This window comes from Streptomyces sp. NPDC046712 (assembly GCF_040645695.1).
Classification (GTDB): domain Bacteria; phylum Actinomycetota; class Actinomycetes; order Streptomycetales; family Streptomycetaceae; genus Streptomyces.
The window spans coordinates 169353-182584 of sequence record NZ_JBEYYW010000008.1; the positions used below are offsets into that span (position 1 = coordinate 169353).

Genomic DNA, 13232 nt, shown 5'->3' on the forward strand with positions numbered 1-13232 from the left:
CCGGGGACCAGGATCCCCGGGGCCGCGCGACAGGAATTCTCGGCCGTGAGCGCCCCGGTCCTGCTGGAGATGCGCGCGATCACCAAGACGTTCCCCGGCGTCACCGCGCTGGACGACGTCAACCTGGTGGTCCGTACCGGCGAGATCCACGCGATCTGCGGTGAGAACGGTGCGGGCAAGTCGACGCTGATGAAAGTGCTCAGCGGCGTGCACCCGCACGGCAGCTACGCCGGCGAGATCGTCTACGAGGGCGCGGAGGTGCGGTTCGGCGACATCCGGGCCAGCGAGCGCGCGGGCATCGTCATCATCCACCAGGAGTTGGCTCTGGTGCCCGGCATGTCGATCACCGAGAACGTCTTTCTCGGCAACGAGCCGCGCAGGCGTGGCGGCATCGACTGGAAGCAGGCGCGGCGGCGGGTGCTGGAGCTGATGGCTCAGGTCGGCCTCAAGGAAGACCCGGACACCCTGGTCAAGGACATCGGCGTAGGCAAGCAGCAGCTGGTCGAGATCGCCAAGGCGTTCGCCAAAGACGTACGGCTGCTGATTCTCGACGAGCCCACTGCCGCGCTCAACGAAGACGACTCGCAGCACCTGCTGGACCTGCTGCGCGAGTTCAAGCGGCAGGGCATCACCTCGATCATCATCTCGCACAAACTCAACGAGATCGAGGCCATCGCCGACTCCATCACGATCGTGCGCGACGGGCACACCATCGAGACCCTCGACGTCGCCGCGGACGGGGTCAACGAGGACCGCATCGTGCGCGGCATGGTCGGCCGCGAGTTGAGCAGCCGCTTTCCCGACTACACGCCGGACATCGGCGAGGTGTTCTTCGAGGTCCGGGACTGGACCGTGCGCCACCCGGTCTCCGCCGAACGCCTCGTGTGCAAGAACTCCAACTTCACCGTGCGCCGCGGCGAGGTCGTCGGGTTCGCCGGCCTGATGGGCGCCGGCCGCACCGAACTCGCCATGAGCCTGTTCGGACGGTCGTACGGGGTGTGGCAGGGCGGGCACGTCTACAAGGACGGCAAGGAGATCCAGCTGCAGTCCGTCACGGATGCGATCAAGCACGGACTGGCTTACGTCAGCGAAGACCGCAAGGCGATCGGGCTGAACCTGCTCGACGACATCAAGACCTCGATCGTCGCGGCCAAGCCGTCGAAGGTCGCCCGACACGGGATCCTCGACCAGGTCGCCGAGCACCGCGTCGCCGACCAGTACCGCCGCGACCTGCGGATCAAGACACCGACCGTCGACGAGGGCGTCGCCAAGCTCTCGGGTGGCAACCAGCAGAAAGTCGTGCTGGCCAAGTGGATGTTCACCGACCCCGACCTGCTGATCCTCGACGAGCCGACCCGCGGCATCGACGTGGGTGCCAAGTTCGAGATCTACGGGATCATCCACCGGCTCGCCGGCCAGGGCAAGGGCGTGGTCGTCATCTCCTCGGAGCTGCCTGAGCTCATCGGGCTGTGCGACCGGATCTACACCGTGTGCGAAGGGGCCATCACCGGCGAGGTCGCGCGTGCCGACGCGGACCCGGAACGCCTCATGAAGCAGATGACCACTACGAAGAAGAAGTCGATGTCATGACCGGATTCCAGAACCTCAAGAAGAACCTGTTCGGGGGCACGACCTCCGTCGGCCGTCAGTTCGGCATGATCTTCACACTTGTGGCGATCACCCTGCTGTTCCAGATCCTGACCAACGGCCTCGCGCTCACGTCGGGGAACCTGATCGCGGTCGTCAGTCAGTATTCCTACATCCTCATCCTGGCCATCGGGATGCTGATGGTGATCGTCGCCGGGCACATCGACCTGTCGGTCGGCTCGGTTGCGGCGTTCGTCGGCATCATCGTCGCCAAAGCGATGCAGCACTACGACCTTCCCTGGCCGCTGGCGATCCTGCTGGGCCTGGCGTGCGGCGCGGTCATCGGAGCGTGGCAGGGATTCTGGGTCGCTTATGTCGGCGTCCCGGCGTTCATCGTGACCCTGGCCGGGATGCTGCTGTTCCGCGGCGGCAACCAGTTCATCGGCAACGCCGACACCGTGCCCGTACCGGAAGGCTTCCGCGCCATCGGCGCCGGCTACCTGCCGGAGGTCGGCCCCGCCACCGGATACAACAACCTGACCCTGCTGCTCGGTCTCATCGCCTGCGCCGCCGTGGTGTGGCGTGAGATCCGCACGCGGCGCACTCGGGTGCAGATGGGCGCGCAGTCCGCCCCGCTGTGGGCCTCGGGCCTGCGGCTGGCGGTGATGGTGGGCGTCATCGTCTTCGCCACGCTGCGGTTCGCCGGCGGCCGCGTCGGCACCAGCCTGCCCGTGTCGGGCATCATCCTGGGGCTCCTGGTGATCGCCTACTCGTTCTACACCCGCAACACGATCGGCGGCAGGCACATCTACGCCGTGGGCGGCAACGCCCGCGCCGCCGAGCTGTCGGGCGTGAAGCTTCGGCGCGTCAACTTCTTCGTCATGACGAACATGTCGATCCTCGCCGCCCTGGCGGGCCTGATCTTCGTGGCGCGATCGGCCGCCTCCGGCCCCCAGGACGGCCTCAGCTGGGAACTCGACGCCATCGCGGCGGTGTTCATCGGCGGTGCTGCGGTCTCCGGCGGCCTGGGCACCATCAGCGGGTCGATCGTCGGTGGCCTCGTCATGGCCCTGCTCAACAACGGCCTGCAGCTCATGGGCGTCGGCGTGGACCTGGTGCAGATCATCAAGGGTCTGGTCCTGCTGCTCGCGGTCGCCCTCGACGTCTACAACAAGGGCCAGGGCCGGTTCTCCGTAATCGATTCGATCACGCGCCCGTTCCGACGTCAGGAACCGCGGCCTGCCACAGCACCGACCGAGCCGGTCCGCGAAGGCGACAGAGTGTCGTCCGCGGTCTGATCGCCCCCCCAATCGCCGCTCGACGCCAGCTCAAGCGGTAAGCCAAGAAAGGCAATCGAAGATGCGCAACATACTCACCAAGGCCGTCACCGTCGCTGCCGCGGCCGCACTGGCACTCGCCGCCACCGCCTGCTCCTCCGAACGCGAAGGTCAGAGCGGCGGCAGCACCGCCGCCGCCAAGGGCTTCGCGGCGGACAGCCTGATCGGCGTCGCCCTGCCGTCGAAGACTTCGGAGAACTGGGTGCTCGCCGGCGACCTGTTCGCCAACGGCCTCAAGGAGGCGGGGTTCAAGTCCGACGTGCAGTACGCGGGCGCGTCCTCCACAGTGGCCGACCAGCAGGGCCAGATCTCGGCCATGATCACCAAGGGTGCGAAGGTCATCGTCATCGGCGCCGCCGACGCCGCGCAGCTGGCCACCCAGGTGCAGCAGGCCAAGGAATCCGGTGCGGTCGTCATCGCCTACGACCGGCTCATCACCAACACCAAGGACGTCGACTACTACGTCGCCTTCGACAACTTCAAGGTCGGGCAGCTGCAGGGCCAGGCACTGATCGACGGCATGAAGGCCAAGAAGCCGAACGGCCCGTGGACGGTCGAGCTCTTCTCCGGCTCGCCCGACGACAACAACTCGGCGGTGTTCTTCAACGGCGCGATGGATGTCCTCAAGCCCCTGATCGACAAGGGTGACATCGTTGTCGGATCTGGCCAGTCCCAGGTGAAGCAGACCGCGATCCAGGGCTGGAAGGCCGAGAACGCCCAGCAGCGCATGGACTCGCTGCTGACCTCGACCTACAACGGCGGCAAGACCGTCGACGGGGTGCTGTCGCCCAACGACACCCTCGCCCGCGCGATCCTCACCTCCGTCAAGGGAGCCGGCAAGCCGCTTCCGGTCGTGACCGGCCAGGACTCCGAGGTCGAGTCCGTCAAGTCCATCATGGCCGGTGAGCAGTACTCCACGATCAACAAGGACACCCGCAAGCTCGTCGCGGAAGCCATCAAGATGGTCAAGGCGCTGCAGGCCGGCACCACTCCGGAGATCAACGACCCCACGTCCTACGACAACGGGGCCAAGGTGGTCCCGGCCTACCTGCTCCCGCCCGTCATCGTCACCAAGGCCAACGCGGCGGAAGCGTACGCCAACGACCCCAAGCTCGCCCCGCTCACCAAGTAAGAGACCCCCTCTCGCGCGCCCCTCGGCCACACCGCGGGGCGCGCGACCGCATTCCCCGAGGACACCCATGAGCGAACTGCTGCGCCTGGACAACCCGATCCGTACGTACGACTGGGGCTCACACACCGTGCTCGCCGAACTCCTCGGCCGCCCGGCCACCGGCCCGCAGGCCGAGTTGTGGATCGGAGCACACCCGACCGCTCCCTCCCGGCTGCCCGACGGCAGCTCCCTCCTCGACCACATCACCGGCGCGCCCGAACCGATGATCGGCCCCGGCGAGAACCGGCTGCCGTTCCTGCTCAAGGTCCTCGCGGTCGAACGCCCGCTGTCCATCCAGGTCCACCCCGATGCCGGCCAAGCCCGTGACGGCTACGCCGCACGACGCGGTTACCAGGACGCCTGGCCCAAACCGGAACTGATCTACGCCCTCACCCGGTTCGAGGCCCTGTGCGGATTCGCCGACCCGGAACACGCCGCCGCCATCCTGACCTCCGCAGGAGGCGAACGCCTGCGCTATGTCGCCGACGTACTCACGGCCGGCGGCCCACGCGCCGCGGTCGCGGCCCTCACCACATGGCCCGAGCACGACCGCCGCGCCCTCGTCTCCGAGGTCGGTGCGAGCACCACCCCCGACCTCACCTGGCCCCGGCGACTGGCCGAGCAGCACCCCACCGACCCGGGCGTCGTCATCGCGATCCTGATGAACCACGTAATCCTGTCCCCCGGTCAAGCACTCTTCGCCCGCCCCCGCACCCTCCACGCCTACCTCTGCGGCACCGGCGTGGAGATCATGGCCAACTCCGACAATGTCCTGCGCGGCGGCCTCACCACCAAACACGTCGACATCGCCGAACTACAAGCGATCACCGACTTCACCCCGTCGCTCCCCGAACTGGTCGCCCCAGTTCTCCTCGCCAACGGCGAAGCCTCCTTCCCCGCGCCGACCTCCCACTTCCATCTCACCCGGCTGCAGCCGTCAGGGACTCCCATCGAGATCGCCGCCCCAGGTCCCTCCGCTCTGCTCTGCCTCGACGGCAACCTCACCATCACCCGAGGCCCGGCCACCGAGCACCTCGGCCGCGGCGATTCCCTGTTCCTCCCCTACGCAGGCGGACCGGCGAGCGTGACCGGACACGGCCTCGCTTTCCGCGCCTCACTCCCCCGCTGATCCATGAGCTGCGGAAACAACATCCGAGAGCCGACCGCGGAATTCGCCTGGCGCACGTGAGGCCGGTCGGTGGGCATGTCACCTCTCCTGGGACCGCGCCCTCCACCGACCCGCCTGCGGACCGCCGTCCGCGCCTTCGCCGACGAGGCGCAGGCCGCGGGCGAGACCAGCGCCACCTGCCTGTACGCGCTCTACGCCCCCGTCTCCCGCCTGTGCTCCCTGGCCAGCGCGGATGTCCTGCCGGCCGGGGCCACCGGACTCGACGCCTCCTCAATGGGCGCGGCGGACGCGGGCGAGGACCAGAACCGCGTCGTCGGCCGGCGGGGCGGGCAGCAGGCTCGCGAGGATGCGGTCCGCCATTGCTTCCAACGGGCCTGGGGTCCTGGCCAGTTCGGCGCGCAATGCCTTCAGGCCGACGTCGAGGTCCGCGCCTCGTGTCTCGATGAGGCCGTCGGTGTACAGGGCGAGACTCGCGTTCCCGGGGAGTTCGATCTCGATCGTCCGGAAAGGACAGCCGCCGACGCCGAGAGGGACTCCCAGGACCTCGTCGATGGTCTCCACCGTGCCGTCCGGCCGGAGTACCAGGGGCGGGGGGTGACCGGCGCTGGCGATGCGGGCTACGCCGCTCTTCGGGTCGTAGACGATGTACAGGCACGTCGCCAGCTCGATGCCGGCCTCCTGGGCGCATGCGTCGAGCTCGGTGAGGAGGTCGTCGGGCTCGCTGTCGTGCCTGGCCAGAGCCTTGGTGGTGATACGAAGGCGGCCCATGGCGGCGGCGGCCGACACACCGTGCCCCATCACGTCGCCCACCACGAGAACGACTCGGCCGTCGGGCAGGCCGATCACGTCGTACCAGTCGCCGCCGACCTCGGTGATCCGACTGCCGGGTACGTACCGGTGGGCCACGTCCACGTACGGGCTGGTCGCCAACGCGCTGGGCAACAACGCCCGCTGCAGGGTGAGGGCGATGTCCTGGACGCGGCTGTACAGACGGGCGTTGTCCAGGCAGATCGCAGCCCGTGAGGCGAGCTCACCGGCCAGGCTGACATCGTCCCGGGTGAAGGCCGGCCGGCCCGTGGACCGGCCGAACATGGCGATTCCCTGGACCGTACCCCTGGCGATGAGCGGGGCAACGAGGACGCAGGCCAACCCGCTCTCGGCGAAGAGCCGTGCGCGCGACTCGATGAGGACGGTCCGGGCCAGGAACTCCTCGTTCACCACGGCGGAGACGGCGCGACCGGTCCTCAGCATGTCGTGGATGACGGAGCCGGGCGGATACCGCACCCTCTCCACCCCGCTCACGAGTTCGGTGGCCGGAGGGGGCAGGATCGTCCCCGAGGCGATTCTTCGGGTGAACAGCGGTCGCGCCGGGTCGAAGTCCTCTGCCTCGTCCAGCCACTCCACGACTTCGACCACGGCGCCGTCGCAGAAGTCCGGCATTGAAGCGTCGACCAGCTCCTGGGCGGTGACGTTCACGTCCAGGGTGGTCCCGATGCGAGTGGAGGCCCCGTCCAGCAGAGCCAGCCGTCGACGGCTGGCGGTGGCTTCCAGGATGGCCTGTTCCCGGTCGGTCACGTCCAACATCAGCCCGCCCACTCCGGGGCGCGAGCCGACCGCCTGGCTCAGGGGGAAGAGACTCACCGACCGCACCTGGTCACGGTCCGGATGCCCCCGCGGACGCATGCCCACCAGGGTCCCCACGACCGGTGCTCCGCCCAGCGCGACACCGCGGAGCATGCGCTGGTACTCACCGTCGTCGGACATGATCATGATTTCGTCCATGCGCCGCCCGAGGTGGTCCTCGATCGGCAGACCGTCCATGTCGGCGAGCGCCTGGTTGAGATGGACGTACCGGAGGTCCTGGTCGAGCATGACCAGACCGATGGGGCACGTCTCGAAGAGGGCGTCGAGGAAGGCGAGGTTGGTCTTGACCCGATCGAGCTCGTCACTACGGCTCGCCAGGACCATCACCACCGAAGGTCCGCCGGATCCGGTCACGGAGAAGGCCCGGAAGCCGCAGTCGAAGACGGTGCTGTCACGATGCCGGGCCGGCAGCCGCCCCCTCCAGTAACCCTGGGTCCGGCCTCGCTCGGTCAGCCGGGCGCACGGATCGGGGGCGCCCGGGGGCCCGTCGGCGAAGAGAACGGCGCCGGGCCTCGACAGGACGGCGGTGGCGTCATATCCGAAGAGGTCCCGCGCGCCGGGCCCCCAGTAACAGACGAGGTCCCCGTCATCGAGGCCGAAGACGGCCACGGGAACGTGCTCGAGCAGCGTCCCCGGCTCGGACCAGAACGGGCCGTGGGTCTCCTCGCCCCCCGGCCGAGCCGATGGCACGAGATGTCCCCTTCCACTCGCCGTTCCATCCATTATCCGGACGCCATGGGCATTCCGCGGCGCGAAGTGCGCCCTGGCGAGGACTGAGCCGAGAGAAACGCCTCCGGCCGCCGGTGGCCGGCTCAGCGCAGCGGGGCTGACGGCGGCCGGCACGTCGTTGAGCTCGGCGACCGTCGCTCCCCGCTGCCGACGGCCCATAGAGGTTAGAAGATGGAGTATGAGCGACGTACTTGGACACGTCCGACGTCGGCTGCTCGGCTCGACCACGAGCTCTTCGTCTCCCTCTCGGCGTCCCCGCTCAGGAAGCCACCAGGAGCGTCAGGAGCACGACCAGCCCCCCAAGGGAAGGCGGCCGCAGCGTCTGTCCTCCCTGTTGAGCGTGCGCAGCGTGGCCGGCGAGGTGTTCCTCCTGCAGCTGGCCGTCGTGGTGCTGCTCGTCGCCGCCGCGGTGGTGGCGCTCGTGGTGCAAGCCCGGAGCGCCGGCATGGTGGACGCCCGGCACCGTACGCTCGCCGCCGCCGGAACGTTCGCGGAATCTCCGGGAATCGACGCGGCCCTGCGCAGCCCCGATCCGAGCGCAGTGCTACAGCCGAGCGCCGAGGCGGCCCGGAAGATCGCCGGGGTCGACGGCATCAACGTGTACACACTCTCCGGGGTCACCCTCGCCCACAGCGACCCAAGCCAGATCGGGAAGCACGTCGTCGGCCCCTTCTCCAAGGCGGCGGCCGGCCAATCCTTCACCGAGACCTTCGAAGGGTCCCTGGGGCAGTCCGTGGTCTCGGTGGTCCCCGTCAAGGACTCCGACGGCCGCGTCATCGCCATCGTCTCCTCCCCGGTCACGGTCCAGAACGTGCAGAGCATGGTGAACCGGCAGCTGCCGGTCGTACTCGGCAGTGCGGCCGCGGTGCTCGCCCTGTCCGCGGGCGGAACCGCTCTGGTGAGCCGTCGGCTGCTGCGCCGGACCCATGGCCTGGGACCGGCCGAGATAACGAGGATGTACGAGCACCACGACGCGGTGCTGCACGCGGTACGAGAGGGCGTGCTGATCGTCGGCGGCGGCGGACGGCTGCTGCTGGCCAATGACGAGGCGCGGCGGCTGCTGCGGCTGCCCGTGGACGCGGAAGGCCTCCCCGTCACGGACCTGGGTCTGGAGGAGGGGATCGCCGAGCCGATCGCATCGGGCCGTTCCGCGACCGACGAGCTGCACATGGCAGCCGATCGGCTGCTGTCGGTGAACATCCGGCCCACCGCCCCCTACGGGCAGGCCGGGACCGTCGTCACGCTGCGGGACACCACCGAGCTGCGGGCCCTCTCCGGCAGGGCCGAGGTGGCCCGCGAGCGGCTGAAGTTGCTCTACGACGCGGGGTTGCGGGTGGGAACGACGCTGAACGTCGAGCGCACTGCGGAGGAACTGGCGGAGGTGGCGGTCCCACGGTTCGCCGACGTGGTCACGGTCGACCTGCTGGACCCGGTGCTGCGCGGCGAGGAGCCGACCGAAGCGAGCACCGAGATGCGCCGCGCCGCCGCCGTCGGCCTTCAGGGCGACCACCCGCTCTACCCCGTCGGCGAGCTGATCCGGTTCGTTCCCACCAGCCCCATGGCGGCCGGGCTGGCCGACGGCCGTGCCGTCCTGGAGGCGGACCTGCGCGCCACCCACGGCTGGCGGACCCAGGACCCGGCCAACGCCCTGCGGATCCTGGACCGCGGCATCCACTCCTTGATCGCCGTGCCCCTGCGGGCCCGGGGCGTGGTGCTGGGGATGGCCGGCTACTGGCGGGGGCAGGACTCCCCGCCGTTCGACGAGGAGGACGTGTCCTTCTCCGAGGAGCTGACCGCCCGGGCGGCACTGGCCGTCGACAACGCCCGCCGCTACACCCGCGAGCACACCATGGCCGTCACCCTGCAGCGCAGCCTGTTGCCCCGGGGCGTACCGGAGCAGTCCGCCGTCGAGGTCGCGCACCGCTATCTGGCCGCCCAGGCCGGTGTGGGTGGTGACTGGTTCGATGTCATCCCGCTGCCCGGCACCCGGGTGGCCCTGGTGGTCGGCGACGTCGTCGGCCACGGTCTCCACGCAGCCGCCACCATGGGCCGCCTGCGCACCGCCGTGTACAACTTCTCCACCCTCGACCTGCCCCCGGACGAACTCCTGAGCCACCTGGACGAGCTGGTCGCCCACATCGACACCGACGAGCAGGAGTGGCAGGGGATCACCGGAGCCACCTGCCTGTGCGCCATCTACGATCCCGTCTCGGGGCAGGTGACGGCCGCCACCGCCGGGCATCCGGGCCCCGCTCTGGTACACCCCGACGGAACCGTGTCCTTCCCCGAGGTGCCGGTCTCCCCGCCGCTGGGCCTGGGCGAGGGCCTGCCCATGGAGACCATGACGGTCACCCTGCCCGAAGGCTCCCGGCTGGCACTCTTCACCGACGGGCTGATCGAGAGCCGCGACCGCGATCCGGACGCGGGCCTGGCAGCGCTGCGCGCCGCCCTGGCCGGGCCCACCCGCACCCCGGAGGAAACCTGCACCGCGGTGATCGACGCGATGCTGCCCACCAGGCCCAGCGACGACGTCGCGCTGCTGGTCGCCCGTACCCGCCGGCTGGACCCCGCGCGGATCGCCGAGTGGGACGTGCGCCCCGACCCTGCGGCGGTGTCCCCGGTGCGCAACGCCTGCGCCCGCCGACTGGCGGACTGGGGCCTGGAGGACATCGCCTTCACCACGGAACTCATCCTCAGCGAGCTGATAACCAACGCCATCCGCTACGGCACCGAGCCCATCCGGGTGAGGCTGCTGTACGACCGCGGCCTGATCTGCGAGGTCTCCGACGGGTCCAGCACCTCCCCGCACCTGCGCCGAGCCGAGGCCACCGACGAGGGCGGTCGCGGCCTGTTCCTCGTCGCGCAGTTCGCCGAGCGCTGGGGCACCCGCTACACCGCCCGCGGCAAGATCATCTGGAGCGAGCAGGCCCTCCACGACGGGGCCGCACCGCCCGCGATGGATCTCGGGGAGGCGCTCCTGGCCGGGTGGGACGACGAGGGTTTCTGAGAACGCGCCGGTACGGCAGCCGCAGGGAAGACAGCGGACACCACCGTCTGGGACTGCGCTGCCGAGGCCGCCGAACGTACGCTGGCCTCGATCAGTACGCGACCGCCCGTTATGGAGCCTTTGTGCCCGCACCTCGTCTCCGGACAGCCTTCGTCGCCGCCTGCCTGGTCCTCGCGGCGCCCCTCGGCGCCTGCGGGGACAAGCCCACCGCCGCGCCCAGAGCACCCGCGGTGGCCACCTCCGCCGCGGACGCCGGCGGCATGGCAGCACTGACCACAGCGGCGAAGAAAGAGGGCTCGCTCAACACGATCGCGCTCCCGAGCGACTGGGCCAACTACGGCGCACTGATCGACGGCTTCGAGAAGAAGTACGGGATCAAGGTCATCGTGGAGAACCCGGAAGGTACCAGCCAGGACGAGATCAACGCCCTGAAGGAGCACAGGGGCGGAGGCCGCGCCCCCGATGTGATCGACGTGGGGGACTCATTCGCGCAGTCCGCGGCACGGCAGGGCCTGCTCGCTCCGTACAAGGTCGCCGCGTACGACGAGATCCCCAAGGAACAGAAGGACGACCAGGCCCGCTGGTACAACAACTACGGCGGTTACATCTCGATCGGCTGTGACGCCAAGCGCGTCAAGACCTGCCCCGCGACCTTCGCCGACCTGCGCAAGCCCGAATACAAAGGCAAGGTCGCGCTCAACGGCAACCCCACCAAGTCCGGCTCCGCCTTCGCCGCGGTCTACGCGGCGGCCCTGGCGAACGGGGGTTCCTTCGACGACATCCAGCCCGGCATCGACTTCTTCGCCGAGCTCAGCAAGAACGGCAACTTCATCCCGGTCGAATCCACCCCGGCCACGATCGCGAAGGGCCAGACCCCGATCAGCATCGACTGGGACTTCCTCAACCTCGGATACGCCGACGAATTCCGCGAGAACGGCACGGACGTCGACTGGCGGACCGCCATCCCCTTCGACGGCAGCTTCGCTCAGTACTACGCGAACGGGGTGAACAAAGACGCTCCGCACCCCGCGGCGGCACGTCTGTGGCAGGAGTACGTCTTCAGCCCGGAGGGCCAGAACCTCCGGCTCGGCGCCTATGCACGCCCCGTCCTCATGGACGCCATGGAGAAGGACGGCACCCTCGACAAGGCCGCCGCGGAGAAACTGCCGACGGTCGAGGGCACGCCGACGTTTCCGACGGAGGCGCAGACGGAGAAGGCAAGAGAGACCGTCAACCGCGGCTGGGCCGAGGCCGTCTCGAGCTGAGGACCAAGGGCGCTCCTGGCCAGCGTTGCACCGTGCATCGGCGGGCCGAGACCTGATCCCTGCCGAACGCCCCAGTGACGACGCCCGGGGGAAGCCCAGAACGGCCTTCAGCGGGTGAGATCAGCCAAGCTGTCGAGTGCGGTGTCGATCTCTGCCGGCGTGTTGATGGCGGCGGTGCCGATGCGGGTGTAGGTCAAGGTGGACAGCCGCACGCGGGCGGCGGCGGCGTGGTCGACGACCTGCTGATGGGTGTGGCCTGCCACGCTGAAACAGGTGATGCCCGCTGACAGTTCCGGGTCGGCAGGAGTGTGCACGGTGACCCCGCGGATGCGGCTCAGTCCTTGTTTCACCTGGGTCGACAGCTGTGTGATGCGGGTGGCAACGCGCGCTCGGCCCAGCTGCTCATGCAGCGCCACTGCCACGGGCAGAGCGAAGGCATGCTCGAACGCCAGAAACCCGCCAGGCGACAGGGGCGCTGCTCCCCCGCCGCCGATGAAGCTCACGAACGTGGGCCGCAGCTGCTCGAGGACGTCCGGCGCCACCCAGACCAGCCCCGTGCCTCTTGGACCGAAAAGCCATTTGTGCGTTCCGGCGACCACCACGTCCGCGCCCAGTCCGGCGACATCCTCGTCGACTGCCGCCAGCCCGTGCACGCCGTCGACGACCAGCAGGCACCGGTCGGCAGGACTGCGTCCTTCATTGGCCCGGCGCACCACCTCGGCCACCGCACGCACGGGCATCCGAAGCCCCGTGCTCGACTGCACCCACGTGATCCCCACCATTCTGGTGTTCGGGCGTAGCGCCTCGCCGACTGCCGCTGCGATGCCGTCCGCCGTCGCGGTGGCCGGATCGGCGAACCAGGAAACCAGCCGCACTCTGTTGCCATGCTTTTCGGCGGCCAACCGGGCGGCGGTGCGATGGGAGATATGGTCGTGCTCCGTCAAAAGGAACTCTTGTCCCGCACGGGTCACGACGCCGTTGTAGACGACACCCAGCCCGATACTCGTGCTCGCCGTCATCGCGATGTCCTGGGCCCGGCCTCCCAGATAGGTCGCGAGCGACTGGCGAACCCGGGGCCATCCAGTCGGACCGTCGGGCAGCGCCAACCCCGTCGGCACCGACAGAGGATTGGCGTCGACCTGCGCACTCAGATGATCCACCGCATCACGTACGACCTTCGGATGCGAGGCCAGGTAGAACAACGCGAGGTTCGCCCAACCCGGCTCCAGACGAAACTGCGCTCGCAGGGCGTCCCAGTCCACGCCCCCATCAGGCGTAGTGACAGGCAGCTCCTGTGGCGTGGGCACCCTTGCCACGCCGGAGCCGGGCACGAGTGCGACCGCCGCCACTCCCGCAGATCTCG

At 69.3% G+C, this 13232-nt stretch carries 8 protein-coding genes; 6 read left to right on the forward strand and 2 right to left on the reverse strand.

Going from position 1 to position 13232, the window contains the following annotated elements; translation table 11 throughout:
- Nucleotides 1-69 precede the first annotated feature (69 nt).
- The 4 genes from mmsA to manA all read left to right on the forward strand — a co-directional run bounded on the left by mmsA (nt 70) and on the right by manA (nt 5224).
- The gene (gene mmsA / locus ABZ939_RS13550) at nt 70-1590 is read left to right on the forward strand and encodes a multiple monosaccharide ABC transporter ATP-binding protein (RefSeq protein ID WP_361853240.1); all 1521 of its coding nucleotides are present in this window, start codon (nt 70-72) and stop codon (nt 1588-1590) included.
- Complete coding sequence (mmsB, locus tag ABZ939_RS13555; protein WP_361853243.1) at nt 1587-2885, forward strand: multiple monosaccharide ABC transporter permease; 1299 nt, start codon at nt 1587-1589, stop codon at nt 2883-2885. Before mmsA ends, mmsB begins: the two co-directional genes overlap by 4 nt.
- 61 nt (nt 2886-2946) lie before the next feature.
- Entirely contained in the window at nt 2947-4056 is a 1110-nt protein-coding gene (locus tag ABZ939_RS13560) for a sugar-binding protein (protein ID WP_361853008.1), read from the forward strand.
- A gap of 67 nt (nt 4057-4123) precedes the next feature.
- Nucleotides 4124-5224 carry a mannose-6-phosphate isomerase, class I gene (gene manA / locus ABZ939_RS13565; RefSeq protein ID WP_361853011.1) on the forward strand — a complete coding sequence of 367 codons (1101 nt, stop codon included), beginning with the start codon at nt 4124-4126 and terminating at the stop codon, nt 5222-5224.
- Between the two features lie 270 nt (nt 5225-5494).
- On the opposite strand, the gene ABZ939_RS13570 is transcribed toward manA, so the two are convergent.
- The gene (locus ABZ939_RS13570) at nt 5495-7558 is read right to left on the reverse strand and encodes a SpoIIE family protein phosphatase (RefSeq protein ID WP_361853014.1); all 2064 of its coding nucleotides are present in this window, start codon (nt 7556-7558) and stop codon (nt 5495-5497) included.
- A gap of 379 nt (nt 7559-7937) precedes the next feature.
- Here ABZ939_RS13570 and ABZ939_RS13575 point away from each other — a divergent pair, with 379 nt between their 5' ends.
- Together ABZ939_RS13575 and ABZ939_RS13580 are read left to right on the forward strand one after the other, a co-directional pair.
- Nucleotides 7938-10604, forward strand: coding sequence for a SpoIIE family protein phosphatase (locus ABZ939_RS13575; RefSeq protein WP_361853017.1), 2667 nt, complete (start codon nt 7938-7940; stop codon nt 10602-10604).
- 122 nt (nt 10605-10726) lie between these two features.
- The gene (locus tag ABZ939_RS13580) at nt 10727-11869 is read left to right on the forward strand and encodes an extracellular solute-binding protein (RefSeq protein WP_361853020.1); all 1143 of its coding nucleotides are present in this window, start codon (nt 10727-10729) and stop codon (nt 11867-11869) included.
- 107 nt (nt 11870-11976) lie between these two features.
- Here ABZ939_RS13580 and ABZ939_RS13585 read toward each other — a convergent pair whose 3' ends face one another.
- Complete coding sequence (locus ABZ939_RS13585; protein WP_361853023.1) at nt 11977-13131, reverse strand: aminotransferase class V-fold PLP-dependent enzyme; 1155 nt, start codon at nt 13129-13131, stop codon at nt 11977-11979.
- Nucleotides 13132-13232 lie beyond the last annotated feature (101 nt).